A 25,319-nucleotide genomic window follows, 5' to 3' on the forward strand; every position below is an offset into this window, starting at 1 on the left:
TCGATACGGCGACGCCCTCCGCAGGGGCGGGCGGCGCCGTGCACATGTCCTGACCCCGGAGGTTGTTGACGTGACCGACACCGCGATGCTGCCCGAGTCCTGGCGCGGCGTCCTCGGCGACGAACTGCAGAAGCCCTACTTCAAGGAGCTGACCGAGTTCGTCGAGGAGGAGCGCGCCAAAGGTCCCGTCTACCCGCCGCGCGAGGAGGTCTTCGCCGCCCTCGACGCCACCCCGTACGACAAGGTGAAGGTCCTCGTCCTCGGGCAGGACCCCTACCACGGCGAGGGCCAGGGGCACGGACTGTGCTTCTCCGTGCGGCCCGGCGTGCGCACCCCTCCGTCCCTGCGCAACATCTACAAGGAGATGCAGGCCGAGCTGGGCACGCCCATCCCCGACAACGGCTACCTCATGCCGTGGGCCGAGCAGGGCGTCCTCCTGCTCAACGCGGTGCTGACGGTCCGCGCGGGCGAGGCCAACTCGCACAAGGGCAAGGGCTGGGAGAAGTTCACCGACGCCGTCATCAAGGCCGTCGTGGACCGGCCCGACCCAGCCGTCTTCGTCCTGTGGGGCAACTACGCGCAGAAGAAACTGCCTCTCATCGACACCGAGCGGCACATCGTCGTCAAGGGCGCCCACCCCTCGCCGCTGTCCGCCCGCAAGTTCTTCGGCTCGCAGCCCTTCACCCAGATCAACGAGGCGATCGCCGCGCAGGGCCACGAGCCGATCGACTGGCGCATCCCCGACCTGGGCTGAGCCGCGCCTGACCGTGATCGCCGGTGGCGGCCGTTAGCGTCGACAGCCGTGACCGGCGCGGGGCCGGACACCGGGAGCGAGGAGGAGCAGCCAGTGGCACACCAGCGCGAGCAGGCGGCCGACGACGCCATGATGTCCCGCATCGGACAGGTGGTGATGCTGGCGCACGCCGGGGACCGCGAGGAGGCCCGGGACCGCTTCCTCGGGCTGTGGGCGGAGATCGGCGAGGACGGCGACCCGCTGCACCGGTGCACGCTCGCGCACTACATGGCCGACACGCAGGACGACCCGTCGGACGAACTGGCCTGGGACCTGCGGGCGCTGACCGCCGCCGAGGCCGTCACCGAGCGGCGGCTCGCCGCGCACGACCGGTCGGTCGCCCTGCGCGCCCTGTACCCCTCGCTGCATCTGAACCTCGCGGCGGACTACGTGAAGCTGGGGCGCGCCGACGCGGCCCGCAGTCATCTGGCCCGGGCCTGGGACGTGGTCGACGCCCTCGGTGACGACGGGGACGGTGACTACGGCTCGGGTGTGCGGGCCGCGCTTCGGCGACTTGAGGCGCGGGTTGCCGGGTTGTCCGCCGGGGGCGGGGGCGCGGGTGGGGGTGGGGGTGATGAGGGCCCCGGGCACTCGGGTGGGGAGGCGTTGGGGCCGCCCCGCGCGGGGTCCTGACGGCGGCCTGCCGGCGGGGGCTGGGCGTGTGGTTCCCCGCGTCTCTGGGGGGCTGGTCGTGGTTTCTTCGTCCTCGGCTCGTGTCGTGCTGAGCGCGCAGTTCCCCGCGCCCCTGAGGTAGTGGGGGCTGGCCGTGCGTGGTCGGCCATCGGCCGGTGGGGGCTGGTTGCGCAGTTCCCCGCGCTCCTGGGGGGGGGTGGGCCTGCTCGTGCTTGGTCAGCCACCGGTCGGTGGGGGCTGGTCGCGCAGTTCCTCGCGCCCCTTCGGGGGCGCGGTTTGCGTCAACGGCCGTATGTGGCCTCGCAGATGATGGACTGGGGGCTGTCTGAGGGCCATCCGCCGTAGCGGCGGCCCAGTTCGCAGACGTCCGTTTGTGGGGGAGCAGCCGGTGGCTCGGGGGTGGGGGAGCGTTCGGGGGTGGGCGCGTGGTGTCGGGGCGGTGGGGGTGTGCGGGGGGCGGGGGCGAGCGTGCGGGGTGGTGCGGTGGTTCGGGCGGGGGCGGCGGTGGCGGGGCCCGTGCGGCGCATCGCCTCTCGTGCCGGTTCGGGGGCGGTTACGTGGGGCCGGGGCGCGGGGGCGGGTGCCGGGGGAGTGGTGGTGACGGCGGGGGTCGGGGTCGGTACGCCGACGCAGCCGGTGGCGCCGGCCGCGGTGACGGCTGCCGCCGTCAGCAGGAACAGGCGGGACCTGGACGATCTGAACACCGGCCCACTCTCCGGCACGGCCGTGTTCCACTCACCCGAACGGCCGTCAAGTGCCCCGCACGAGTGACGGCGGGCCCCGGCATATGCTGGGGGAGGCCGGGGCGCGAGGTCCCGCCGGCGGGAGGAGCACCAGACGTGAAGGTCGCCTGTATCGGACTCGGGGACATCGCGCAGAAGGCGTACCTTCCGGTGCTGACCGCGCAGCCCGGCATCGAACTGCACCTCCAGACGCGGACGCCCGCGACCCTCACCCGCGTGGCCGACCAGTTCAACGTGCCCGGCGCCCGCCGCCACGCCGACCTGGACGCCCTGCTCGCCGAGGGCCTGGACGCCGCCTTCGTGCACGCCTCCACCTCCGCCCACCCGGAGATCGTGGCCCGCCTGCTCGACGCCGGAGTGGCGACCTACGTCGACAAGCCCCTCGCGTACGAATTCGCGGACTCCGAGAAGCTGGTGCGGCTCGCCGAGGAGCGCGGAGTCAGTCTGGCCGTCGGGTTCAACCGCCGGCACGCCCCCGGGTACGCGCAGTGCGCCGACCACCCGCGCGAGCTGATCGTCATGCAGAAAAACCGCGTGGGCCTGCCCGAGCAGCCCCGCACGATGATCCTCGACGACTTCATCCACGTAGCCGACACGCTCCGCTTCCTCGTGCCAGGCACCGTCGACGAGGTCACCGTACGGGCGCACGGCGCGGACGGCCTGCTGCACCACCTCGTGCTCCAGCTCTCCGGCGACGGGTTCACCGCGCTCGGCGTGATGAACCGGCTCAGCGGTTCCACCGAGGAGATCCTCGAAGTGTCGGGCCAGGACTCCAAGCGGCAGGTCCTCAACCTCGCCGAGGTCGTCGACCACAAGGGCCAGCCGACGATCCGGCGGCGCGGCGACTGGGTGCCGGTGGCGCGGCAGCGCGGCATCGAGCAGGTCGTCGTCGCGTTCCTCGACGCGGTCCGCGCGGGCCAGGTCCTCGACGCGCGCGACGCCCTCGCCACGCACGAGCTGTGCGAACGGATCGTCCAGGAAGCCACCGACCGCATCAGCTAGGGCCGCCCCGGCCACCCCGCGTCCCGGGCCGGGCCGCGCCCCCGTACCGCCCGCCCGGTGTGAGCCGGATCAGCGGCTGCCGGAGACGCGCGCCGCCGCCACCGGCGCTTCCTGAGCCGGGCGCCGCAGCCGCCGCGCCGCCTCAGCCACCGCCAGGACCACCAGCACCGCCACCGCCGTGTGCACGGGCCAGTCACCGAACCGTACGTACAGGGTCGTGCCGTGGGCGGTCGGGACCGTGTACACGCGCGCCGCGCTCGCCGACGTGCCCAGCCACGGGCCCGCCCGGTGCCCGTCGGGGCCGTACACGGCGGAGACCCCGGTGAGCGTCGCGTGCACCATCGGGCGGCCCGTCTCCGCCGCCCGGAGCGCCGCGAGCGTGGCGTGCTGCTCGGGCGCCCACGTCTGCTGGAACGACGACGTGGACGACTGCGCGAGAAGGACCCGCGCGCCGTCCCCGGTCAGCTTCCGCGTCATGTCGGGGAACGCCGACTCGAAGCAGACCAGCGGGCCGATCCGCAGGTCACGGCCGTCATGCCGGGCGTCCATCACGACCTGCCGGGTGCCCCGCATCCGGTCCTCGCCCGCCGCCTTGCCCACCGAGGTCGCCCAGCCGAGGAGCGAGCGGGCCGGAATGTACTCGCCGAACGGCACGAGCCGCATCTTGTCGTAGCGCGGGCCGGTCGGACCGTCAGGACCGATGAGCACCGAACTCTTGTAGATGCCCTCGGCGCTCGCGCCGCCGCCCGCCGGCCGGCGCGCGTCCACGTTGACCAGGATGTCGGCGTCCACGGCCCGGGACAGCGCCGCGATCCGGCGGGCCAGGTCCGGGCGGGCGGCCAGGTCGAAGCCGACGCTGCTCTCGCCCCAGACGACGAGATCGACGTCCTCGCCCACGAGCCGGCGGGTCAGCGTCTCCTCCCGCGCGAACCGGCGCGCGCCGCTCTCGTCGCCGTCGAACATGCCCGCCTGCACGACCGCGATCCGCGCCTGCCCGTCCTGCACGGGGCGCGGCGCCCACGCCCAGGCCGCGCCCGTCACCGTGACCGTCGCCACGAGCCCCGCGACGGCGGGCGTCCGGGCGTCGCGGGCGACCACGAGCAGCGTCACCACGGTGTTCACGGCCACCACCAGCAGGCTCACCAGCCACACCCCGCCCACCGAGGCGAGCCGCAGCGCGGGCGTGACCTGCCACTGGCTGGATCCGATCATGCCCCAGGGGCCGCCGAGGCCCTGCCAGGACCGGACGAGTTCGACCATCAGCCAGCACGACGGCACCGCGACCAGCGCGGCCGACGCCTGCCGTGCCGTCGGTGTGCCGGCCAGCAGGCGGCGCACCAGCCGGCCCCACGGCGCCCACAGCGCGCCGAGCAGCGCGGCGAGGACGACGGTGAACACGTGCAGGCTCGGCAGCAGCCAGTGGTGCACGGCGAGCATGAAGCCGAGCCCGCCGAGCCAGCCGTCACGCGCGGCCCACCGGCCGGTCGGCGCCGAGCGCGCCAGCAGCATCCACGGCACCAGGGCCACGTACGCCCACCACCACAGCGACGGCGCGGGGAACGCGAGGGCGGGCAGCGCGCCCGCCACGATCGCCGCCGCGCCCCGCCACCAAGGCGACGAGCCGAACCGCTGCCGCCACGTCTCCATGCGCCGCGCCTCCCTGCTCGTACGCCTCACCCGTGCCCCTCAAGTGTGCGCGCCGCAAGCGATCAACGACAGTGGGCGCCGGGCGCACGGGCCGTGAGGTGGCCGGATCAGGCCGGGGGCGCGGCGGCCGGCTCCCGGCTGCGGCGCCACTTCTCGTGGACCGTGACGCGCAGCAGCCGCCACCCGGCGGGCGTGCGCACGGCCTCGAAGGCGTACCGGCCGCCGCACTCGAAGTCCGGGGCGGTGCCGGGGCCCGCGAACCGCATCGGGTTCGCGTAGTCCGCCTGGACGGCCGCGGTGTCCCCGGTGTCGTGGTCGAGGCGGCCGAAGCGGACGCGGCGGTTCACGATCAGGTGCTGGCGCGTCGGGAACAGTTCCATCGTGGCCGCCAGCCAGCGGGCGATCTCCTCGGCGCTGCCCTCGGCCCCGCCCGCCGCCCGGTAGTCGGCGCGGCCCGCGGGCGCGAACAGCGCGCGGTACGCGGTCCAGTCGCCGTCGTCCACGGCCACCGCGTAATCGGTCACCAGCTCGTCGAGCGCGAGCCGGTCGAGGACGGTGGCGAGTTCCCCACGCTGCGTCATCGGCCCAGTCTGGGGCTCGCGCGGCTCGCGGCCAAGAGGCGTGCGCGGCTCTTGTCACGCGCGTAGCATGCAGTCACGTACGGCTTCGCACCGTCCAACTCCAGGCGATCAGGGGGAAGTTGATGAAGAACGAGGACCGCAAGGCCGCGTACGAGCGGCAGACCGGACGTACCGAGTTGACGCCGCGTCAGAAGCGGCGACTCGCCAAGAAGGCCCGTCAGGGCAAGGGCTGAGCTTCGCCCGGCGGGAGCCCCCGGCCGCCCCGCGCGGCGGCCGGTCCCGCCGGGCGGTAATTCCCCCGGCGGCGGCGGTGATCGCTGCTACGGTCGCCGCCATGCCAGCTGACACCAACGCCCCGGGCCCGGTCACCGCCGACGACGTCGGCGCCGCCGTCACCCTCACCGTCGCCGCCCTGACCCCGGCCCGCGACGCCGACTGGGACGCCCCCGCGGGCTCCCTCGACTGGACGTGCTGGGAGACCGGCGAACACCTCGCCGACGACCTCTTCTGGTACGCCGCCCACATCGGCACCCTGCGCGAGAAGACCGACGGCAACCTCGACCTCGGGTGGAGCAGGCGGCGCCCCGAGGGCCCCGCCAACACCGTCACGGCCGACCGGGAGGCGGGTCCTGACGCCCTGTTCCAGGTGATGGAGGCGTGCGGCGGGATCCTCGCCGCCGTCGTACGGGCCCTGCCGCCCACCGCCCGCGGCTTCCACGTCTTCGGCGTCTCCGACCCCGAGGGCTTCGCCGCGATGGGCGTCGTCGAGACCCTGGTCCACGCCCACGACATCGCCGCCGGGCTCGGCGTCCCCTTCGAACCCTTCGAAGCGCCCGCCGACCTCAGCGCCCGCGCCCTGCACCGCCTCTTCCCCGACGTGGACCCCGGCCCCGACCCGTGGACCGCGCTCCTGTGGGCCACCGGGCGCGCGGAACTCCCGGGCCGGGCGAGGCGCGAGCAGTGGCGCTGGTACGGTGCGCCCGGCGCGACATGATCATCCGCCCGGCCCGGTCCACCCCTGTCCGCGCCGGGCGCCCATCCTCCAGGAGGACCGCTTGACCAGCACCGTCACCCTCGTCACCGGGGGCAGCCGGGGCATCGGCGCCGCCACCGCGCTGCGCCTCGCCCGCGACGGGCACGACGTCGCCCTGTCGTACCTCCACGACAAGGACGCCGCCGAACGCACCGCCGAGGCCGTACGGGCGGCGGGCGCGCGCTGTGCCGTGCTGCGCGCCGACACGTCCGTCGAGGACGACGTGGAGCGCATGTTCACGCAGGCCGAGGAGGCGCTCGGGCCGCTCACCGGGCTGGTCAACAACGCCGGGGTCACCGCCCCGCTCGGCCCCCTCGCCGACGTCAGCACCGAGAACCTGCGGCGCGTCGTCGACATCAACGTCCTCGGCGTCCTGCTCTGCTGCCGCCGCGCCGCCCGCGACATGGGCGCCCGGGGCCGGGGCGCCATCGTGAACGTGTCGTCGGCCGCCGCCACCCTCGGCAGCCCCGGCGAGTACGTGCACTACGCGGCGTCCAAGGCCGCCGTCGACACGCTCACCCTGGGCCTCGCCACCGAACTCGGTCCGCTCGGCGTGCGGGTCAACGCGGTCGCGCCCGGCGTCATCGACACCGAGATCCACGCCTCCAGCGGCGACCCCGGCCGCGCCGCCCGCACCGCCCCCGGCATCCCGCTGCGCAGGCCAGGACGGGCCGAGGAGATCGCCGCGTCCATCGCCTGGCTGCTGTCGTCCGAGGCGTCGTACGCGACGGGCACGGTGCTCAGGGTGGCCGGCGGACGCTGACGTCCCGGGCCCGCGCCGCGCAGGGCTCGCCACGCGTGAACCGGGTCAGGCCGCGTGCGGGACTCCCGCGCGGACGGCGGCCGCCCACTCCGTCACCAGCCGCTCGTACTCTTCGCGCTGCGCGGCGGTCAGCCGTCCGCCCGTGCGCAGCCACAGGCCGCGGATCTGCTCGTTCACCTCGTCGGCAGACCGCGCGGGTGGATAAGCGGGTGGATACGGGACGGGCGGCATGGGCCAAGGCTACGTGCGGGCCGACCGGTTGGGAACCCTGAGCGAGCGGATGACCGCGCCAAGTGATCACTCCCGTACGAGAGTTGTCGTAGGCCGATCGGTACGGGTGGGCGTCAGCCGGAGGACTGCGCGGCGTGCGGGCTCAGGACGCCCACCGAGACGAGCACGAACAGGGCGATGCCGAGCGCGACGCGGTAGTAGACGAACGGCATGAACGACTTGCTGGAGATGTACCGCATCAGCCAGGCGATCACCGCGTAGCCCACGCCGAACGCGATGAGGGTCGCCAGGATCGTCGGCCCCCACGCGATGTGCCCCTGCGCGCTCGCGTCCTTCAGCTCGAAGACGCCGGAGGCGAGGACGGCCGGGATGGCGAGGAGGAAGGAGTAGCGGGCCGCCGACTCGCGGGTGTAGCCGAGGAAGAGGCCACCGCTGATCGTCGCGCCGGACCGGGAGACCCCGGGGATCAGCGCCATCGCCTGGCAGACGCCGTAGATCAGGCCGTCCTTGACCGACAGGTCCTTCAGCTCTTTGCGGGAGCGGATCGCGCGGTGCCGGCCGCCGATCTCGTCGCGGGCCGCGAGCCGGTCGGCGACGCCGAGCACGATGCCCATGACGATGAGCGTCGTCGCCGTCAGCCGCAGATCCCGGAACGGGCCCTCGATCTGGTCCTTCAGCGTCACCCCGAGCACCCCGATCGGGATCGAGCCGACGATGACCAGCCAGCCCATCTGCGCGTCGTGGTCGCCGCGCATCGACTTGTCGGTGAGCGAGCGGAACCACGCCGAGATGATCCGCGCGATGTCCTTGCGGAAGAAGATCACCACCGCCGTCTCGGTGCCGAGCTGCGTGATCGCGGTGAACGCGGCGCCGGGGTCGCCCCACCCGGCGAACGCGGCGGTCAGCCGCAGATGGGCGCTCGACGAGATCGGCAGGAACTCCGTCAGCCCCTGGACGAGCCCGAGTATGAATGATTCGAACCAAGACATAGAGGTAGCTACGCGATCCAGACACTGGGCGGAACCGGCCGCGAACACGGTCCGGACATGAGGACGCGAGCCCCCGCGACACGGGTCTCGGGCGCACGCGTGGGGCAGCGTAGCGCCCGAAAGTGACGGGAACACGACGGGGTCGGGACGCCCAGGCGAACGCCCCGCCGCCCCCGCGCCCACCCGCCCCTGCGCCCCCGCCCCCGCGCCCTCAGCCCGCGCCCTCGGAGCCGCCCCCGCGCCGCGGCCCCTCCCCGGAGCCGGCCGGCCCGCCCGGCTCGCCCGTCCGCTGTGCCGCGAGGAGGGCGCGGGCCGTGGGCGTGTGGAAGTAGAGGACCGAGCGGCCCGCGCGGCGGCGGGTGAGGAGGTTCGCGTCGAGGAGGACCTTGAGGTGGCGGCCGACCGAGCCGAGGGGGCGGCCGGTCAGCGCCACCAGCTGGGTCGTCGTCAGCGGGTGGTCGAGGAGCTGGAGGATGCGCGCGCGGGAGGGGCCGAGCAGCGCGGCGAGCGCGGTCGGCGGCGCCGCGCGGCCCGCGTCGGCGAGGGCGCCCGCGCACGGGTACATGACGGCGTGCCGGGTGCCGGCCGCGTCCCACGCCAGCCAGCCCACCTGCGGCGTCACCGGGACGAACACCAGGCGGGTGCCGGCGAGGTCCCGGGGCGGATACCCGTGCGCGTTGACCCGCAGCCGCCCCTCGCCGAGCCACGCCATGGACGGTTTGAGCCCGCCGAACGCGCCGGACCAGCCGCCCCGCGTCAGCTCCCGCGTCCGCGCCACGACATCCGCCTCCAGGACCCGGCGCCTGCGCGGCCACTCCGGCAGCACGGTCTCCTCCCACACCCACGCGAGCAGGCCCGCCGCCCGCTCCGCGAGCCCCGTCGCCCGGACGAGCGCGGCGGGCAGCGGGCCCGGGGACGACACGGCGAGGTCGGCGCGGACCGCGTCGTCGCAGGCGGCGGCGATCCGGTCGAGCCCGTCGCCCAGGTCGTCCTCCTCGGCGCCCGGCGGGGGAGGGGTGAGGAAGTCCGCGTTCCAGCGCGCCCCGAGCGCCGCGTCGAGCAGCGCCCCCGTCACCGGATCGTCCGCGAGCCGCGCCCGGTAGGCGGGCGAACGCGTCTGGAGCCAGGCTCGTTCGCCCGGGTGCGCGGCGCGGTCCGCGTGCAGCAGCTTCAGGCAGGCCACCGTCTCGGCCAGCCGTGACACCGCGAACCGGCTGCTCGCCAGCGTGTCCGCGTCCACCAGCCAGATCCCCATCGCGCCCCCACGTTTCGCCGGTGCGCGAAACATTAACCCCGGCCCGGGCCCGCCCCGCATCCTCCGTCCATGCGCACCTACCGGGATCTGTTCCGCGCCCCCGAATACCCCGCCCTGTTCCTCTCGTACTCCTCGCAGACCGCCGGATCGACCGTCGCCGGGCTCGCCCTCGGCTCCCTCGTCTACGCCCGCACCGGCTCGCCCGTCCTGTCGGCGCTCGCCATGTTCGGGCCCGCGCTCGCCCAGGTCATAGGGGCGTTCACGCTGCTGTCGGCGGCCGACCGGATTCCGCCGCGCGGCGCGCAGACGGGCCTCACCCTGGTCTTCTGCGGGCTCACCGCGCTCCAGGCGCTGCCCGGCCTGCCGACCGGCGTCGCTCTCGCCCTGGTCCTCGCCCAGGGCCTCCCGGCGGCCCTCATCGGCGGGGTCCGCTTCGGTGTGCTCACCGACATCCTCACCGCGGACGGCTATGTCCGCGGCCGGTCCGCCCTCAACATGAGCACCGGCCTGTGCCAGATCACCGGTTTCGCCCTCGGCGGCGTCCTCGTCGCGCTCACCTCACCGCGCGGCACCCTCCTGATCGCCGCCGCCTTCCACCTGCTCTCGGCGGCCGTCGTCCGGTGCGGCACACGGGCGCGTCCGGCCCGCGCCACCGGCCGGCCCTCCCCGCGCGAGACCCTGCTCGGCAACGCCCTGCTGTGGTCCTCGCGCCCGCGCCGCGCGGTCCTGCTCGCCCTGTGGGTCCCCAACGGCCTGATCGTCGGCTGCGAAGCCCTCTTCGTCCCCTACGACCCCGCCCACGCGGGCACGCTGCTGGCGAGCGCCGCCCTCGGCATGCTCGCCGGGGACCTGTTCACCGGACGGTTCCTGGCGCCCCGGCTGCGCGCCCGGTTCGCTTCGCCGCTGCGGCTGCTGCTCGCCGCGCCCTATTTGGTCTTCGCCGTCCACCCCGGGCTCCCGGTCGCGGTCCTCGCCGCGGCGGCGGCCTCCGTCGGCTACTCCGCGAGCCTGCTGCTCCAGGAGCGCCTGGTCACGCTGGTGCCGGACGCGCTGCAAGGACACGCGTTCGGCCTCCAGTCCGCGGGCCGGCTGACCTGCCAGGGGCTCGCCGCCCTCATCGCCGGCGCCCTCGCCCAGCTCACCGGCCCCGGCACGGCGATCGCGCTGCTCTCCGCGGCCTCCCTGGCGGTGACCCTGGCGCTCGGCCCCGCGCTCCGCGCACCCACCCGGGCATCCGTGCCGGGTGAGGAGTCCCAGGGGCCCGGGCGACCTCCTCGTACGGGGAAGGACGCGCGCCCCGCGCCCGGCCGCACCGGGAGCTGACCCGGCGGGCGGGGAGCTGACCTGTGCCGGGGCCCCGGATCAGACGCGGGCGCGCAGCTTGTGCCGCTTGAGCCAGGCCACGACCGCGCCCGCGAGCGCCGTCACCGCGATGAACCCCATGGCGATCAGGAAGGCGGGCGAGTCCGGCGTGGCCGCGCGGGCGCCCGCCACCACGTACGCCGCCGTGTTCGGGACGGAGCCGAGCGCCGTCGCCAGGAGGAACGACGGCCAGGTCATCTTGGAGACCGCCGCGCAGTAGTTCGCCGCCCAGAACGGGATGCCGGGGAAGAGCCGTGCCGCCAGCATCGAACGGAACCCGTGCCGGCTCAACTGCCCGTCCGCCGCCTTCAGCCACCGCCCGCGCAGCAGCGGCCGCAGCGCGTCCTGCCCGAGCAACCGCCCCAGACCGAACGCGACGCCCGCGCCCAGCACCGTCCCGGCCAGCGCCCCCGCGAGCCCGAGCTGCGAGCCGAACAGCGCGCCCGCCGCCAGGTTCAGCAAGGGGCGCGGCACGAACGCCACCGTGCACAGCCCGTACGCCACCGCGAACAGCAGGACCGCCGCCGAGCCGCCGGCCTGGGGCGGCCAGCCGTCCGCCAGGAGCCGCTGCGGCTCGTACAGCAGCACGCCGGTCGCGCCCGCCGCGAGCAGCAGCACCAGGAGCGTCAGCCGCGACCATGGCGAGAGCAGTGCTCTCGTCCAGCGCGCGGACGGGCCGGCGGGACGGGCGGGGACGGATTCGAACATCCGGGGAGACTAGCCCAGAGCGCCGTAAGATCGCCGTAGGTTGTGTCTCACTTCTCCGACAGTTCCCGCGGAGCCGACGGAGCGTCACATGACGGTCACCGCACCGCCACCGAGCACGCCCGCCGGCACCCTGCTCGACCGGCTCCCCGCCGTCTTCGGCGCCGCCCCCGACGCCGTACGCGCTTTTGTCACCGCCCCACCAGGGCGCCCTCTCCTCGCTGTCCGTCCGCGAGGCGCCGGGGCCCGACTCCCGTACGACCGGCGGAAATCCGGTCGACGCGGGACGCCGGGTCGGACATGATCTGACCCATGTTCCGGTACGCCTTCCTCGCAGCAGCGCCCGCAGTCGCGGGCGCCGCGAAGGCTGCCGCCCTGCTCGCCGCCGTCGTCGACGGCGCGCGACGCTGACCCTCCCCGGACATTCCGGCGGACCCCGCAGGGGGAGGGTCGGTCCGGCTCAGGGGTCCCCGCCTCGCATCCAGGAGGCCACACTCTTCTGTTCCGGAAAGGGACGACCCCAGCCATGCCCAAGACGGCATACGTGCGCACCAAGCCCCACCTCAACATCGGCACCATGGGCCACGTCGACCACGGCAAGACCACCCTCACCGCCGCCATCACCAAGGTCCTCGCGGACCGGGGCGCGGGCGCCACCCGGTACGTCGCCTTCGACCGCATCGACAAGGCGCCCGAGGAGGCGCAGCGCGGCATCACCATCAACATCGCGCACGTCGAGTACGAGACCGACACCCGGCACTACGCCCACGTCGACATGCCGGGCCATGCCGACTTCGTGAAGAACATGGTCACCGGCGCGTCCCAGCTCGACGGCGCGATCCTCGTGGTCTCCGCGCTCGACGGGATCATGCCGCAGACCGCCGAACACGTACTGCTCGCCCGCCAGGTGGGCGTCGACCACATCGTCGTCGCGCTCAACAAGGCGGACGCCGGCGACGAGGAGCTGACGGACCTCGTCGAACTGGAGGTGCGCGAACTGCTCACCGCGCAGGGCTACGGCGGCGACAGCGTGCCCGTCGTCCGGGTCTCCGGCCTCAAGGCGCTGGAGGGCGACCCGCGCTGGACCGCGTCGATCGACGCGCTGCTCGACGCCGTCGACACCTATGTGCCGATGCCCGAGCGGTACGTCGACGCGCCGTTCCTGCTGTCCGTCGAGAACGTGCTGACGATCAGCGGCCGCGGCACCGTCGTCACCGGCGCCGTCGAGCGCGGGCGCGTCCGCGTCGGCGACCGCGTCCGGGTGCACGGCCCGGCCGAGGACGCCGAGACGGTCGTCACCGGCGTCGAGACCTTCGGCAAGCCGATGGAGGAGGCGCAGGCCGGGGACAACGTGGCGCTGCTGCTGCGCGGGGTGCCCCGGGACGCGGTCCGCCGCGGCCATGTCGTCGCGGAGCCCGGCAGCGTCACGCCCGCCCGCCGCTTCACCGCGCGGGTGTACGTCCTGTCGGCGGCCGAAGGCGGGCGCAGGACGCCGGTCACCACCGGGTACCGGCCGCAGTTCTACCTGCGCACGGCGGACGTGGTCGGGGACATCGACCTCGGCGATGCCTCCGTCGCCCGTCCCGGCGACACCGTCACGATGACGGTCGAGCTGGGCCGGGACACGCCCCTTGAGCCCGGTCTCGGCTTCGCGATCCGCGAGGGCGGCCGGACCGTCGGCGCGGGCACGGTGACGTCGGTGGAGTGAACCGGCGGCCCGGCGCCCGGGTCCCACCCGTGAGGGCGGGCCCCGGGCGCCCGGCACAATGGGGGCGTGGACGTCAGTGAGCCAGGCGCAGAGCCGATACCCGTCAGCCGAGAGGTCGATCACGGCAGCGCCCGGCTGCTGCCCGACGTGGACCGGCCCCGCGCCTGGCTGCTGACGGTCGACGGCGCGCCCCAGTCCTACGTCGACCTCGACGAGCCGACCCATCTGGAGTTCGAGTACGCGCGCCGCCTCGGGCACGTCCTCGACACCGCCGCGGAGCCCGGCGCCCCGCTCGACGTGCTGCACCTCGGCGGCGGCGCCCTCACCCTGCCCCGGTACGTCACCGCGACCCGCCCCGGCTCCCGGCAGACCGTCGTCGAGGCGGACCGGGCGCTGCTCGCGCTGGTCACCGAGCATCTGCCGCTGCCCGCGGGAGCGGCCGTCGCCGTGCACGGGGCCGACGCCCGCGCGTTCGTCGAGGCGGCGGACGAGGACAGCGCCGATGTCGTCGTCGCGGACGTGTTCGGCGGCTCCCGGGTGCCCGCGCATCTGACGACCCTCGGCTACGCCCGGGCCGCCGCCCGCGTGCTCCGCCCCGGCGGCACCTACGCGGCGAACCTCGCGGACGGGGCGCCCTTCGACTTCCTGCGCGGGCAGCTCGCCACGTTCCGCGCGGTGTTCGCGCACGTCGCGCTGGTCGCGGAGCCCGCCGTGCTGCGCGGGCGCCGATTCGGCAACGCCGTACTGCTCGCGTCGCAGACCCCGTACGACGTGACCGAGCTGGCCCGGCGCACCGCCCGCGACGCCTTCCCGGCCCGCGTCGAACACGGCCCCGCGCTCGCGCGGTTCACCGGGGACGCCGCGCCCGTCACGGAGGAGGAGGCGACGCCCTCACCGCTGCCGCCCGGGGGCTCGTTCAGCGTGGGGTGACCGGCGCCTCGGCGGGGCCTGGTTCAGCGTGGGGCGACCGGGGCCTCGGCCTGCTTCTTCGGCGCGGTCACCGGCTCCGCGCCCGCCTCGGCCTCCGTCGCTGCGGCCTGTGCCTGGGCGGTCGCCTCCGCCGCCGCGACCGGCTCGGCCGGCTTGCGGCGCAGCCCGCGTACATCGGGGACGAACAGGACGGCGGCCGTCGCCAGTACGACGAGACCGGCGCAGCCCCAGAGCGCTGCCGTCCGGCCGAACGCCGACTCGGCGGGCCCGGCGAGCGCCGTCGCCAGCGGCACCATCGCCACCGAGCCGAACCAGTCGTAGGCGGAGACCCGGGACAGCTTCTCCTCCGGGATCTCCTGATGCAGCGCGGTGATCCAGGAGACGCCGAAGATCTCGATGGTGACGCCGCTGACGAACATCACGGCGACGAGCACCGGCAGCGGCACGGGAATGGCGAGCGCCGCCGAGGGCAGCGCCAGCGAGAACACCGACAGGGTCGCAGCGAACAGCAGCCGGTCCGGCTTCCAGCGCATCATCAGCAGCCCGCCGAGCACCGTGCCGACGCCGAACGCGCCGAGCGCCAGCCCCCAGGGCCCCGCGCCGCCCAGCTCGTCGCGCGCCACGAGCGGCCCGAACACCGACTCGGCGGCGCCGACCACCGCGACGACCACGGAGAACTGCGCGACGATCGTCCACAGCCAGGGCCGCCCGATGACCTCACGCCAGCCCTCGCGCATGTCCGACAGCAGGCCGCCGCCCGCCTCGCGCGGCGCGATGTGCCCCACGTCGAGGAACGCGCGCAGCGCGCCCGCCACCGCGAACGCCGCCGCGTCCACCGCGAGCACCCAGCCGGGCCCGAGCGCGGCGACCATGGCCCCGCCGAGCGCGGCGCCGCCCACCGCCGCGCCGGACATGCCCATCCGGAACAGGGCGAACGCGCGGCTGGCCTGCTCGCCCCGCACCGACGACATGAGCATGCCCTCGGCCGCCGGATTGAAGAACGCCTGGCCGGTGCCGCCGAGGGCGCTGAGCGCCATCATCTGCCAGAGCTTGGGGTCGCCGTGCAGGACGAGCAGGGCGAAGGCGCCTTGCGACAGGAAGTTCAGCGCGTTCGCCGCGACCATCACGCGGTGCCGGGGGAGCCGGTCCGCGACCGCGCCGCCCACCAGCAGGAACACCACGAGGAACAGCGTGCGCGCCGCCGCGACCAGTCCTACGTCACCGCCGTCGCCGCCCGTCTCCAGGACGGCGAACGCCGACGCGATGAGGGCACCGTGGGCGCCGAGCGTGGTGATGAACGCCGAGACCGCCAGCAGTACGTAGTTGCGCCCGGCCCACGCGGGGCGGCGCGAGCGCTTGGACGGCGGCGGCTCGGACGGCGGGGAGGCGGCGGCGGAGGTCACTGAGGGACTATCGCCGCCCGCCGCCCGTTTGCCAAACCGATTTTCCCCGGCCGGGCCCGAGGCGGCCGGGGCGGGCCGGGATCAGGACTCGGTGGGGTCCTTGTAGTAGCGGACCGAGCTGAGGATCTTGTCGATCGTGGCGTCCGGCACCTCGTCCTTGACGCCCTTCGCGGACCACAGGTCCCAGGAGACGAAGTCGCCCGCGCCGTTCTGGAAGGCGAACACGACCGCCTTGCCGTCGCTCGCGCACTTGCCCTTCTTCGGGGTGTGCGAGGACGACGCCTTGATGAGGCTGCCGGAGACGCCCTGGGCGTTGGTGAAGGACTTCGCCTTGCCCATGGTGATCGACTTGGTGTCCGGCTCGGTGTAGCCGCCGTAGACCCACCACGGCACCCGGTTCTCGGCGGCCTGCGCGGCCGTCTTCGCGCCGTCCTCACCGCGCGTGCCGACGCCCGCGAGGGAGTGGTCCTCCTGGCGGCCGTCCTGGTCGGTGTCGTCCGAGCACCACTTCGACTTGTAGGCGGCGGGCGCGGAGACGGTCGTCATGCCGTGCTCCTTCTTGCCGCTCTTGTTCTTGTAGTCGTACTCGAAGCCGGTGATCTGGTCGGCGCCGCCCGCCGCGACCTCCCAGCCGGGCGGCACGTCGAACACCGTCTTGTGCTTGGTGTTGACGACGGGCTGCCAGCCCGCGATGACCGGCTTGACCGCGCTGCCCTCACCACGCGGGTTGTCGTCGGTGGCGCCCGAGGCGGACGCGCTCGCCGACGCGGAGGCGGACGCGGACGGCGACGCCTTCTTCTTGCCGCCGCCCTTCGCGTCGTCGCTCTTGTCGCCCCCGAGCACCAGGAAGCCGGTGACGCCCGCGGCGATCACGACGGCCGCCGCGGCGACGATCGCCACGATCTTGGTGTTGCCGCCGGGCTTCTTCGGCGGGGGAGTCGTCCCCATCGGAGCCGTCGGCGCGTTCCACGCGGGCTGCTGCTGGTACGGGTTGGGCTGCTGGTACCCCTGCTGCTGATAGGGGTTCGGCGCCTGCTGAGGTGCCGGTGCCTGGTGCGGTGCCGGTGCCTGGTGCGGCGCCTGCGGAGGCGCCGGCGGCGACGGGTAACCCGGCTGCTGGTACGGGTTCGGCGCCGGCGTCTGCGGAGTGTTCGGGTAGGAGGGGTTGTTCGGGTCCTGCGGGTTCTGCTCGCCCCCGGGCGGCTGCTGTCCTGGCCACATGGCCGTCAACGATAGAGGGTCCCCGGCGCCCTGAAGGTCCCTGGCCTGTACCGGACGTGCAACGGTTGGCGCACGGACCGGCCGCGCCGATCAGGTGCGGCCCGCCCCGGGAATCGGCGGGACCCGGCCCGCGGATCAGTGGGCGGCACGGTGTGGACCCGTAAGCTACTCGCAGGTAACGTGCGGGGCATGACCGCAGACCAGATGTCCATCGGCGAGATGCTCGCCGCCACCGTGCCGATGGCGCGCACGCTGAACCTCGACTTCGTCGAGACCACCCCGGAGAAGGCCGTCGTCGCGCTCCCGGACCAGGCGGACTACCACAACCACGTCGGCGGACCGCACGCCGGCGCCATGTTCACGCTCGGCGAGTCCGCGAGCGGGGCCATCGTCCTCGCCGCGTTCGGCGAGCAGCTCTCGCGCGCCGTGCCGCTGGCCGTCAGCGCCGAGATCTCCTACAAGAAGCTGGCCATGGGCCCGGTCACCGCCACGGCCACCCTCGGCCGCCCGGCCGCCGAGGTCGTCGCCGAACTGGACGCCGGACAGCGCCCCGAGTTCCCCGTCAGCATCGCCATCCAGCGCGAGGACGGCGCGGTCACCGGCGAGATGACCGTCGTCTGGACGCTGCGCCCCAACGGCTGAGCGGCCCCTCTGAAACACGAAGCGACGCCGAGCAGGGCTCGGCGTCGCTCGATCGGCACCGGATCAGCGGTGCTCCTTCCCGGCCTTCGCCGCGCCGCCCTCCTCGGGCCCGGCGCTCGCGCCACCGGACTCGTCGGAGCAGTGCGCCATCCACTCGGCCTGCGTCAGCTTGTCGTCCGTGCAGTCGACCTTCTTCGTCTTCTTCACGTCCGAGGGCTTCGGCTCGGCCTTGCCGTCGTCGCCCCCGCCGCCCGAGCAGGCGGTCAGGGCGGCCAGAAGCAGTGCGGCCAAGGCCGCGGTCGCGCGAACGCGCATGTTCTCTCCCACAGTTGAGCTGGCCGCAACACCGTAGTGCACGCGGAGCGGGCCAAGGGCGTGTCCCCGGTCCGCGCCCCGCCAGGTAGGCTGCCCGGCAGCGTTGGGTGAACGGCACGGGAGGCGACGGCGTTGCACGTCCAGGAATGGCTCGACACGATTCCGGCGGTCGCCATCTACGCCTTGGTGGCCGGCGTCATCGGTCTGGAGAGCCTCGGCATCCCGCTCCCCGGCGAGATCGTCCTCGTCTCGGCGGCGCTCCTGTCGTCCCAGCACGGCGACGTCAACCCCGTCGTGCTCGGCGTCTGCGCCACGGCGGGCGCGGTCATCGGCGACTCCATCGGCTACGCGATCGGCCGCAAGGGCGGGCGCGGGCTCCTGGAGAAGATGGGCCGCAAGTTCCCGAGGCACTTCGGGCCCGCCCATGTCGCCACCGCCGAGCGCTCCTTCGAGAAGTGGGGCATGTGGGCCGTGTTCTTCGGCCGCTTCATCGCCCTGCTGCGGATCTTCGCGGGCCCCCTGGCGGGCGTCCTGCACATGCCGTACTGGAAGTTCCTCACCGCCAACTTCCTCGGCGGCGTCGCCTGGGCCGGCGGCACGACCGCCGTCGTCTACTACGTCGGCATCGTCGCCGAGGACTGGCTCAAGCGCTTCTCGTACGTGGGTCTCGCGGCGGCGGTCCTGGTCGGCGCGGCCTCCATGCTCATCGTCAAGCGCCGGGCGGCGAAGATGGCCCGGGAGACGGAAGAGGCCACGGACTCGGAACCGGCCCACTCCTGAGCCTCCCGGCCCCCGCCCCGCGCGAGGCCCCGGCCCCCGCCTACTCGTGGACGGCCCGGTGCTCGCGCCCGAGGCCGACGTAGAACTCCCCGTTCAGCGAGACCCCGGCCCGCTCCTCCTCGGTCAGTTCCCGCTTGACCTTCGCCGGGACCCCCGCGACGAGCGACCCCGGCGGCACGACCATCCCCTGCGGGACGAGCGCCTGCGCCGCGACCAGCGAACCGGCGCCGATGACCGCCCCGTTGAGCACGGTCGCCCCCATCCCGACCAGGCAGTCGTCCTCGACGGTGCACCCGTGCAGCACGGCGTTGTGCCCGACGGACACCCGCTCGCCGACCGTCACCGGGAACCCGGGATCGACATGGACCGTGCAGTTGTCCTGGATATTGCTGTCGGCGCCGATCACGATGGGCCCGCAGTCCGCGCGCAGAACCGCCCCGTACCAGACCCCCGCCCCCGAGCGGAGCGTCACGTCTCCGATGAGGACCGAGGTCGGCGCGGTGAACGCCTCCGGGTCCACCTGCGGTTCCTTGCCGCCGAATCCGGCGATGAGGGGCTCGTGGGACATGCCGTCGTACTCCCTGTGTGTGCGGGTCTGCGTCGCGCCTGAGCGAACCGTACCCGTGGGGTGAAGATCACAGGTCACCGAGGTGGGGCCCGGCCGTACGGATGAGTAACGTGGCGCCGTGCCGATGAACTGGAACGCGTATCCGCCCCGCGCGCGACGCACCGCGAAGCGCGGCGGACTCGCCCACCGGGCCGTACAGGCGGGCTGGCGCTGGGCGCAGCGCCACGGCGCGGTCACCGCCGACCACCCCGGCGGCCACCCCTTCGGCGCGATCGGCCCCGGCACGAAGCTCGCGTTCCCGCAGGGCACCCTCTTCGGCGAGCCCTGGATCCGGCTCGGCGCACACTGCATCATCGGCGAACAGGTCACGCTGACCGCCGGATTGATGCCCGACCTCGACCTCGGCCCCGACCCGATCCTGACCTTCGGCGACGGAGTCGTCATCGGCCGCGGCAGCCATGTCATCGCGGACACGACCGTCACCGTCGGCAGCGACGTCTACATGGGCCCGTACGTCTACATCACGTCGACCAATCACTCCTACGACGACCCGCACGAGCCCATCGGCAAGCAGTGGCCCCGCATGGAACCCGTGTCCATCGGCCCCGGCTGCTGGATCGGCACCGGCGCGGTGATCCTGCCCGGCGCGCGCCTCGGGCGCAACGTCGTCGTCGCGGCCGGCGCGGTCGTCCGCGGCGAGGTACCCGATCACGCGGTCGTCGCCGGCGCGCCCGCCCGTCCCGTACGCACCTGGGACGAAGCGCGGGGCTGGCAGCCGCCGTTGCGCACCCCGGCGCCGCGCCCCCTCCCGGCCGACATCACGCCCGAGCAGCTCGTCGCGCTGGCCGACTGGGAAGAGGACAGGGGCGCCTGAGCGCGTGGGGTCCGGTGCTCAGCCCGTCGTGCGGGTGAGGACCAGGAGCGACCGCGGGACCCGGGTGAGCGTCGAGGACGCCTTGTGCTCCGACTCGTCCGGCGGCGGATCCTCCTCGGCCGTGTCGATCCGCGTCGTCCACGCCTGCCCGTACGAGGAGTCCGGCAGCCGGAACTCCACCGGGTCCCAGCCGAAGTTGAACAGCAGCAGGAACGAGTCGTCCTTGACGCGCTCACCCATCGCGTCCCGCTCCTTGATGGCGTCGCCGTTGAGGAACACGGCGAGCGCGTGCCCGTCCGGATCGTTCCAGTCGCCGTCCGCCATGCGCGTCGCGTCGGGGCGCAGCCACTCCACGTCCGGCAGCGGCTCGCCGGCGCCGGGCGCGGGCTCGCCGCGGAAGAACCGGCGCTGGCGCAGCACCGGATGTTCGGCGCGCAGCGCCACCAGGGCCCGCGTGAACTCCAGCAGGGACCGCCGCTCGCCGTCCAGGTCCCAGTCGATCCAGCTCAGCTCGTTGTCCTGGCAGTAGGCGTTGTTGTTGCCCTGCTGGGTGCGGCCCAGCTCGTCGCCGTGCCCGAGCATCGGGATGCCCTGCGACAGCAGCAGGGTCGTGAGCAGGTTGCGCTGCTGCCGGGCGCGCAGCGCGCGCACCTTCGGGTCGTCGGTGGGGCCCTCGGCACCGCAGTTCCACGACCGGTTGAAGCTCTCGCCGTCCCGGTTGCCCTCGCCGTTGGCCTCGTTGTGCTTGTCGTTGTACGAGACGAGGTCGCGCAGCGTGAACCCGTCGTGCGCGGTGATGAAGTTGACGCTCGCCCTCGGCCGGCGCCGGTCGCGCTGGTAGAGGTCGGCGGAGCCGGTCAGCCGGGACGCGAACTCCGCGAGCGTGCCCTGCGCCCGCCACATGTCCCGTACGCAGTCGCGGTACTTGCCGTTCCACTCGGACCACTGCGGCGGGAAGTTGCCCACCTGGTAGCCGCCGTCACCCAGGTCCCACGGCTCGGCGATCAGCTTGACGCGGCTGACCACCGGGTCCTGCTGGATGAGGTCGAAGAACGCCGACAGCCGGTCCACCTCGTGGAACTGCCGGGCCAGCGTCGCCGCCAGGTCGAAGCGGAAACCGTCCACATGGCACTCGGTCACCCAGTAGCGCAGCGAGTCCATGAGGAGCTGGAGCACGTTCGGGTGCCGCATCAGCAGGCTGTTGCCGGTGCCCGTCGTGTCGTAGTAGCGGCTGAAGTCGTCGTCCGACAGGCGGTAGTACGAGGCGTTGTCGATGCCGCGGAACGACAGTGTCGGCCCCTTCTCGTTGCCCTCGGCCGTGTGGTTGTAGACCACGTCCAGGATCACTTCGAGGCCCGCCGCGTGCAGCGCCTTCACCATCGACTTGAACTCCGTGACCTGCTCACCGAGTGTGCCGTGCGCGGAGTAGGCGTGGTGCGGGGCGAAGAAGCCGATGGTGTTGTAGCCCCAGTAGTTGGACAGCCCCCGGTCGCGCAGGAAGCCGTCCTGCACGAACTGGTGCACCGGCAGCAGCTCGACCGCCGTCACCTTCAGCTCCGTCAGATGCTCCAGGACGGCCGGCTCGGCGAGCCCCGCGTACGTGCCGCGCAACTCCTCGGGCACCCCCGGGTGGCGCGCGGTCAGCCCCCGTACATGGGTCTCGTAGATGACGGAGTCCGCGTACGTGCGGCACGGGGGAGTGTCGTCGCCCCAGTCGAAGGCCGGGTCGACGACCACTCCGCACAGCCCCTCGCCGTCCGCGCCGGCCGAGCCCGAACGGTCGTGCACGGCCTTCGCGTACGGGTCGAGGAGCAGCTTCTTCGGGTCGCAGCGGTGGCCCGACGCCGGCTCCCACGGGCCGTGCACCCGGTACGCGTACTGCTGCGGCGGCGCGACGTCCGGCACGTACCCGTGCCACACCGTGCCGTCCACCTCCGGCAGGGTGACCGTGTGCTCGGTCCCGTCCGGGTCCAGGAGCACCAGGTCCACCCGCTCGGCCACGGCACTGAACAGGGCGAAGTTCGTGCCGTGGCCGTCGTACGTCGCGCCCAGCGGGTAGGGGCGACCCGCGCGGACGCGCGGCGCCCCCTTGCTCGTGGTCCGCTGGGTCACGAGGCGGTACCCGCGCTCACGGAGACGGCGTCGGTGTCGGTGTCGGGCCGCACGATCACCGTGCGCGGCACGTCGAGCGCCTCGCTCGCCGTGGGCGTCGGCCGCTTCGGCACCAGGAGCTCGCGGTCGCCGGTGCGGCTGCGCAACGAGAACCAGACGATGTGCTGCGCGTCCTTGGTGCAACTGCCCCAGCCGTCGCTCATCGCGGCGAGCTGCTCCGAGCACAGCGCCGGCAGCTCATGGACGCGGGCCGCGCCGAGACCGTCGTAGGAGACGGCGTTGATCAGGTGCTGGCCCGTCCACCACGCCTCGACCTCGACGCGGGTGTCGGGCACGCCCTGGACGGCCTGGTCCAGCAGTAGCCCGAGACCGCGGGTCGCCGAAGGGGCCAGGCGCTGCAGACCCCAGTACCGCAGGTGCGCCGCCATGATGCGCTGGACCTGCCCGACGCGTTCGGGGGCCGGTTCCACAGCGACGTGGTAGTAGCGGGGCGTTTCCTGATGCATGGTTCTCGCTCCTCACCGCGGAGTCCACGGTTCCGTCGCTCGGGACGCTCCGTCGCGCACGGAAGGTGAACAGTGATCGCTTGAGAGTCACTGACCAGCGTGTGCGCGCTGCTCCGTTCGTGCAACCGGAGCGTGTCCGGGCGGCCACGCTCGGTTCAACAGGCCGGATCGCGCGACACGCCGCACCATGGGTGAGAGCGCCGCACGGTGACGGCGCGTTTTCCCTCCGTGAACGGCTCACGGGCCCGCCCGGGTCCGACGTGACGGAGGTGCGGAGGTCGATGGCGATGGAGGCGATGGAGACGTCGCGCACCACCGGTGAGGTCGACCGGTGCCTCAGGAGCTACCGCTCGTGGGAGCGCCGCTTCCTGGCCCGTCCGGCGGACTCGGAGACGTACCGCGGTTTCGCGCGGGCCGTGGCCGACCTGTGCCGGGTGACGGGCAGGCGGTGCGGACGCGAGGCCGCCGAGGCGGCGGAACGGGCCCGGCCGCGGCCGGCCGGCGCGCGAGGTGGTGCCGCGTGACGGCCCCCACCGCCGCCGGAGTCCCGCTGCCCGTCGAGGACGTGCGCCCCGCCGTCGACGGTGGGCGCCGCCCCGCCAAGGCCGTCGTGGGCGAGGAGTTCACGGTCAGCGCGCTCGTCCTCGTCGAGGGCAACGCCGTGCTCGGCGCCGAGGCCGTCCTCGGCGACCCGGACGGGCGGGAGATCCGGCCCGTGCCCATGACCGAGACGGGCCCCGGCACCGACCGCTGGAGCGCCGAGGTGCGCGCGCCCGCGCCGGGCCGCTGGACCTACCGCGTGCGCGCCTGGTGCGACCCCGTCGCCACCTGGATGCGCGACGCCACCGTCAAGGTGGGCGCCGGCGTGGACGTCGAGATCACCCTCGAAGAAGGCGCCCTCCACCTGGAGCGGGCCCTGTCCCGCCACCCCGACCCGCATCTGCGCGCCACCCTGCGCACCGCCCTCGCGGCTCTCGCCGACGCCTCCCGCGCCCCCGCCGAACGCCTCGCGGCGGCGACGGCCCCCGCCGTCCGCGCCGCCCTGGCCGCGGCCCCCGTACGGGAACGGCTCACCGAGTCCCGGCCGATGCCGCTGCTCGTGGAGCGGGAGCGGGCGCTGTTCGGGTCCTGGTACGAGTTCTTCCCGCGCTCGGAGGGCGCGGTCGTCGAGCCCGGCAAGCCCCCGGTGAGCGGCACGTTCGCCACGGCCGCCGAACGGCTCCCGGCCGTCGCGGAGATGGGCTTCGACGTGGTGTACCTGCCGCCGATCCACCCGATCGGCCGCACGTTCCGCAAGGGCCCGGACAACGCGCTGACGGCGGGCCCGCACGACGTGGGCGTGCCCTGGGCGATCGGCTCGCCCGAGGGCGGCCACGACGCGGTCCACCCGGACCTCGGCACGCTCGCGGACTTCGAAGCGTTCGTCGCCCGCGCCCGCGGCCTCGGCCTGGAGATCGCGCTCGACTTCGCGCTCCAGTGCTCCCCGGACCACCCGTGGGTGGACAAGCACCCGGAGTGGTTCCGGCACCGCCCGGACGGCTCGATCGCGTACGCGGAGAACCCGCCGAAGAAGTACCAGGACATCTACCCGATCGCCTTCGACCAGGACATGCCCGGACTGATCGCGGAGACGACCCGGGTGCTGCGGCACTGGATGGCCCACGGCGTACGCATCTTCCGCGTGGACAACCCGCACACCAAGCCCGTCGCCTTCTGGGAGCGCGTGATCGCGGACATCAACGCGACCGACCCCGATGTCGTCTTCCTGGCCGAGGCGTTCACCCGCCCCGCCCTGATGGCCTCCCTCGCGCGGGCCGGCTTCCAGCAGTCGTACACGTATTTCACCTGGCGCAACACCAAGCAGGAGCTGACGGAGTACGTCACCGAGCTGGCGGGCGAGTCCGCGGCCTCCATGCGGCCCAACTTCTTCGTCAACACCCCCGACATCCTCCCGGAGTTCCTCCAGCACGGCGGGCGACCCGCGTTCGAGCTGCGGGCCGTGCTCGCCGCGACGCTCTCTCCCGCGTGGGGTGTCTACAGCGGCTACGAGCTGTGCGAGAACACCCCCGTGCGGCCCGGCAGCGAGGAGTACCTCCACTCGGAGAAGTACGAACTGCGGCCCCGCGACTGGGAGTCCGCGGCGCGCGAGGGGCGGACCATCGCCCCGCTGCTCACCGCCCTCAACGCCATCCGCCGGCGCAACCCCGCACTCCAGGGGCTGCGACAGGTGCGCTTCCACCACGCCGACAAGGACGAGGTGATCGTGTACTCGAAGCGGCGGGGCGCGAACACCGTGGTGGTCGTCGTCAACCTCGACCCGCACCACACCCAGGAAGCCACGGTCCGCCTCGACTGCGAGGCGCTGGGGCTCGCCCCGGACGCCACGTTCCGCGTCCGCGACGAACTGACCGGCGACACCTACGCCTGGAGTTCCACGAACTACGTGTGCCTGACGCCGGGCCGCACGCCCGCGCACATCCTCACCCTCGGCTGAGCCAGGAACAACCGCTCCGCCGGGCACGG

At 73.9% G+C, this 25,319-nt stretch carries 25 protein-coding genes; 13 read left to right on the forward strand and 12 right to left on the reverse strand.

Annotated elements, in window-relative coordinates:
• Positions 1–70: 70 nt before the first annotated feature.
• From ACZ7LY_RS24995 to ACZ7LY_RS25005, 3 genes are all read left to right on the forward strand, one after another.
• Positions 71–754: a uracil-DNA glycosylase gene (locus ACZ7LY_RS24995; protein ID WP_471626926.1), complete on the forward strand. Its 684-nt coding sequence runs from the start codon at positions 71–73 to the stop codon at positions 752–754.
• Positions 755–847: 93 nt separating this feature from the next.
• The gene (locus ACZ7LY_RS25000) at positions 848–1,426 is read left to right on the forward strand and encodes a hypothetical protein (RefSeq protein WP_471626927.1); all 579 of its coding nucleotides are present in this window, start codon (positions 848–850) and stop codon (positions 1,424–1,426) included.
• An 839-nt stretch (positions 1,427–2,265) separates the two neighbouring features.
• A complete protein-coding gene (locus ACZ7LY_RS25005; RefSeq protein WP_471626928.1) occupies positions 2,266–3,171 on the forward strand; it encodes a Gfo/Idh/MocA family protein in 906 nt (301 codons plus the stop codon).
• A 69-nt stretch (positions 3,172–3,240) separates the two neighbouring features.
• Here ACZ7LY_RS25005 and lnt read toward each other — a convergent pair whose 3' ends face one another.
• Both lnt and ACZ7LY_RS25015 read right to left on the reverse strand, forming a co-directional pair.
• Positions 3,241–4,818 (reverse strand): apolipoprotein N-acyltransferase, encoded by a 1,578-nt coding sequence (lnt, locus tag ACZ7LY_RS25010; protein WP_471626929.1) that lies wholly within the window; start codon positions 4,816–4,818, stop codon positions 3,241–3,243.
• Between the two features lie 107 nt (positions 4,819–4,925).
• On the reverse strand, positions 4,926–5,399 hold the full coding sequence (locus ACZ7LY_RS25015; RefSeq protein WP_471626930.1) for a nuclear transport factor 2 family protein: 474 nt from the start codon (positions 5,397–5,399) through the stop codon (positions 4,926–4,928).
• Positions 5,400–5,733: 334 nt separating this feature from the next.
• On the opposite strand from ACZ7LY_RS25015, the gene ACZ7LY_RS25020 reads away from it, so the two are divergent.
• Positions 5,734–6,393 (forward strand): maleylpyruvate isomerase N-terminal domain-containing protein, encoded by a 660-nt coding sequence (locus ACZ7LY_RS25020; RefSeq protein WP_471626931.1) that lies wholly within the window; start codon positions 5,734–5,736, stop codon positions 6,391–6,393.
• A 61-nt stretch (positions 6,394–6,454) separates the two neighbouring features.
• Entirely contained in the window at positions 6,455–7,195 is a 741-nt protein-coding gene (locus tag ACZ7LY_RS25025) for a glucose 1-dehydrogenase (protein WP_471626932.1), read from the forward strand.
• 45 nt (positions 7,196–7,240) lie between these two features.
• Here the strand turns inward: ACZ7LY_RS25025 and ACZ7LY_RS25030 are convergent, their stop codons facing one another.
• The 3 genes from ACZ7LY_RS25030 to ACZ7LY_RS25040 all read right to left on the reverse strand — a co-directional run bounded on the left by ACZ7LY_RS25030 (position 7,241) and on the right by ACZ7LY_RS25040 (position 9,670).
• Complete coding sequence (locus ACZ7LY_RS25030) at positions 7,241–7,426, reverse strand: hypothetical protein (protein WP_471626933.1); 186 nt, start codon at positions 7,424–7,426, stop codon at positions 7,241–7,243.
• 113 nt (positions 7,427–7,539) lie between these two features.
• Complete coding sequence (locus ACZ7LY_RS25035) at positions 7,540–8,415, reverse strand: undecaprenyl-diphosphate phosphatase (RefSeq protein WP_471626934.1); 876 nt, start codon at positions 8,413–8,415, stop codon at positions 7,540–7,542.
• Positions 8,416–8,626: 211 nt separating this feature from the next.
• Positions 8,627–9,670: an ArsR/SmtB family transcription factor gene (locus ACZ7LY_RS25040; RefSeq protein WP_471626935.1), complete on the reverse strand. Its 1,044-nt coding sequence runs from the start codon at positions 9,668–9,670 to the stop codon at positions 8,627–8,629.
• A gap of 69 nt (positions 9,671–9,739) precedes the next feature.
• Here ACZ7LY_RS25040 and ACZ7LY_RS25045 point away from each other — a divergent pair, with 69 nt between their 5' ends.
• Entirely contained in the window at positions 9,740–10,993 is a 1,254-nt protein-coding gene (locus tag ACZ7LY_RS25045) for an MFS transporter (RefSeq protein WP_471626936.1), read from the forward strand.
• Positions 10,994–11,032: 39 nt separating this feature from the next.
• Here ACZ7LY_RS25045 and ACZ7LY_RS25050 read toward each other — a convergent pair whose 3' ends face one another.
• Complete coding sequence (locus ACZ7LY_RS25050; protein ID WP_471626937.1) at positions 11,033–11,740, reverse strand: TVP38/TMEM64 family protein; 708 nt, start codon at positions 11,738–11,740, stop codon at positions 11,033–11,035.
• A 523-nt stretch (positions 11,741–12,263) separates the two neighbouring features.
• Here ACZ7LY_RS25050 and tuf point away from each other — a divergent pair.
• Entirely contained in the window at positions 12,264–13,445 is a 1,182-nt protein-coding gene (gene tuf / locus ACZ7LY_RS25055; RefSeq protein ID WP_471626938.1) for an elongation factor Tu, read from the forward strand.
• Between the two features lie 66 nt (positions 13,446–13,511).
• Complete coding sequence (locus tag ACZ7LY_RS25060) at positions 13,512–14,375, forward strand: spermidine synthase (protein WP_471626939.1); 864 nt, start codon at positions 13,512–13,514, stop codon at positions 14,373–14,375.
• A 23-nt stretch (positions 14,376–14,398) separates the two neighbouring features.
• On the opposite strand, the gene ACZ7LY_RS25065 is transcribed toward ACZ7LY_RS25060, so the two are convergent.
• Positions 14,399–15,778: an MFS transporter gene (locus tag ACZ7LY_RS25065; RefSeq protein ID WP_471626940.1), complete on the reverse strand. Its 1,380-nt coding sequence runs from the start codon at positions 15,776–15,778 to the stop codon at positions 14,399–14,401.
• Between the two features lie 81 nt (positions 15,779–15,859).
• Positions 15,860–16,999 (reverse strand): DUF8017 domain-containing protein, encoded by a 1,140-nt coding sequence (locus ACZ7LY_RS25070; protein WP_471626941.1) that lies wholly within the window; start codon positions 16,997–16,999, stop codon positions 15,860–15,862.
• Between the two features lie 204 nt (positions 17,000–17,203).
• Between ACZ7LY_RS25070 and ACZ7LY_RS25075 the strand changes: the two genes are divergently transcribed.
• Positions 17,204–17,641 carry a DUF4442 domain-containing protein gene (locus ACZ7LY_RS25075; protein ID WP_471626977.1) on the forward strand — a complete coding sequence of 146 codons (438 nt, stop codon included), beginning with the start codon at positions 17,204–17,206 and terminating at the stop codon, positions 17,639–17,641.
• A 63-nt stretch (positions 17,642–17,704) separates the two neighbouring features.
• Here ACZ7LY_RS25075 and ACZ7LY_RS25080 read toward each other — a convergent pair whose 3' ends face one another.
• Positions 17,705–17,956 carry a hypothetical protein gene (locus tag ACZ7LY_RS25080; RefSeq protein WP_471626942.1) on the reverse strand — a complete coding sequence of 84 codons (252 nt, stop codon included), beginning with the start codon at positions 17,954–17,956 and terminating at the stop codon, positions 17,705–17,707.
• A gap of 132 nt (positions 17,957–18,088) precedes the next feature.
• Here ACZ7LY_RS25080 and ACZ7LY_RS25085 point away from each other — a divergent pair, with 132 nt between their 5' ends.
• Positions 18,089–18,736, forward strand: coding sequence for a DedA family protein (locus tag ACZ7LY_RS25085; protein ID WP_471626943.1), 648 nt, complete (start codon positions 18,089–18,091; stop codon positions 18,734–18,736).
• A 40-nt stretch (positions 18,737–18,776) separates the two neighbouring features.
• Here ACZ7LY_RS25085 and ACZ7LY_RS25090 read toward each other — a convergent pair whose 3' ends face one another.
• Positions 18,777–19,304: a gamma carbonic anhydrase family protein gene (locus tag ACZ7LY_RS25090; protein ID WP_471626944.1), complete on the reverse strand. Its 528-nt coding sequence runs from the start codon at positions 19,302–19,304 to the stop codon at positions 18,777–18,779.
• Between the two features lie 118 nt (positions 19,305–19,422).
• On the opposite strand from ACZ7LY_RS25090, the gene ACZ7LY_RS25095 reads away from it, so the two are divergent.
• Positions 19,423–20,178, forward strand: coding sequence for an acyltransferase (locus ACZ7LY_RS25095; protein ID WP_471626945.1), 756 nt, complete (start codon positions 19,423–19,425; stop codon positions 20,176–20,178).
• An 18-nt stretch (positions 20,179–20,196) separates the two neighbouring features.
• On the opposite strand, the gene glgX is transcribed toward ACZ7LY_RS25095, so the two are convergent.
• Both glgX and ACZ7LY_RS25105 read right to left on the reverse strand, forming a co-directional pair.
• On the reverse strand, positions 20,197–22,290 hold the full coding sequence (gene glgX, locus ACZ7LY_RS25100; protein ID WP_471626946.1) for a glycogen debranching protein GlgX: 2,094 nt from the start codon (positions 22,288–22,290) through the stop codon (positions 20,197–20,199).
• Entirely contained in the window at positions 22,287–22,796 is a 510-nt protein-coding gene (locus ACZ7LY_RS25105; RefSeq protein ID WP_471626947.1) for a pep a2, read from the reverse strand. Before ACZ7LY_RS25105 ends, glgX begins: the two co-directional genes overlap by 4 nt.
• Positions 22,797–23,077: 281 nt before the next feature.
• On the opposite strand from ACZ7LY_RS25105, the gene ACZ7LY_RS25110 reads away from it, so the two are divergent.
• Positions 23,078–23,320 (forward strand): DUF5133 domain-containing protein, encoded by a 243-nt coding sequence (locus tag ACZ7LY_RS25110; RefSeq protein WP_471626948.1) that lies wholly within the window; start codon positions 23,078–23,080, stop codon positions 23,318–23,320.
• Entirely contained in the window at positions 23,224–25,290 is a 2,067-nt protein-coding gene (locus tag ACZ7LY_RS25115) for an alpha-1,4-glucan--maltose-1-phosphate maltosyltransferase (protein WP_471626949.1), read from the forward strand. Before ACZ7LY_RS25110 ends, ACZ7LY_RS25115 begins: the two co-directional genes overlap by 97 nt.
• Positions 25,291–25,319: the final 29 nt, after the last annotated feature.

Source organism: Streptomyces sp. NPDC107550 (assembly GCF_055639095.1).

Excerpts from the sequence above, each read along its gene's own strand:
- lnt (WP_471626929.1), bottom strand. The coding sequence starts at position 4,818 with ATGGAGACGTGGCGGCAGCGGTTCGGCTCGTCGCCTTGGTGGCGGGGC.
- ACZ7LY_RS25015 (WP_471626930.1), bottom strand. The coding sequence starts at position 5,399 with ATGACGCAGCGTGGGGAACTCGCCACCGTCCTCGACCGGCTCGCGCTC.
- ACZ7LY_RS25020 (WP_471626931.1), top strand. The coding sequence starts at position 5,734 with ATGCCAGCTGACACCAACGCCCCGGGCCCGGTCACCGCCGACGACGTC.
- ACZ7LY_RS25030 (WP_471626933.1), bottom strand. The coding sequence starts at position 7,426 with ATGCCGCCCGTCCCGTATCCACCCGCTTATCCACCCGCGCGGTCTGCC.
- ACZ7LY_RS25035 (WP_471626934.1), bottom strand. The coding sequence starts at position 8,415 with ATGTCTTGGTTCGAATCATTCATACTCGGGCTCGTCCAGGGGCTGACG.
- ACZ7LY_RS25040 (WP_471626935.1), bottom strand. The coding sequence starts at position 9,670 with ATGGGGATCTGGCTGGTGGACGCGGACACGCTGGCGAGCAGCCGGTTC.
- ACZ7LY_RS25045 (WP_471626936.1), top strand. The coding sequence starts at position 9,740 with ATGCGCACCTACCGGGATCTGTTCCGCGCCCCCGAATACCCCGCCCTG.
- ACZ7LY_RS25050 (WP_471626937.1), bottom strand. The coding sequence starts at position 11,740 with ATGTTCGAATCCGTCCCCGCCCGTCCCGCCGGCCCGTCCGCGCGCTGG.
- tuf (WP_471626938.1), top strand. The coding sequence starts at position 12,264 with ATGCCCAAGACGGCATACGTGCGCACCAAGCCCCACCTCAACATCGGC.
- ACZ7LY_RS25070 (WP_471626941.1), bottom strand. The coding sequence starts at position 16,999 with ATGTGGCCAGGACAGCAGCCGCCCGGGGGCGAGCAGAACCCGCAGGAC.
- ACZ7LY_RS25075 (WP_471626977.1), top strand. The coding sequence starts at position 17,204 with ATGTCCATCGGCGAGATGCTCGCCGCCACCGTGCCGATGGCGCGCACG.
- ACZ7LY_RS25080 (WP_471626942.1), bottom strand. The coding sequence starts at position 17,956 with ATGCGCGTTCGCGCGACCGCGGCCTTGGCCGCACTGCTTCTGGCCGCC.
- ACZ7LY_RS25090 (WP_471626944.1), bottom strand. The coding sequence starts at position 19,304 with ATGTCCCACGAGCCCCTCATCGCCGGATTCGGCGGCAAGGAACCGCAG.
- ACZ7LY_RS25105 (WP_471626947.1), bottom strand. The coding sequence starts at position 22,796 with ATGCATCAGGAAACGCCCCGCTACTACCACGTCGCTGTGGAACCGGCC.
- ACZ7LY_RS25110 (WP_471626948.1), top strand. The coding sequence starts at position 23,078 with ATGGCGATGGAGGCGATGGAGACGTCGCGCACCACCGGTGAGGTCGAC.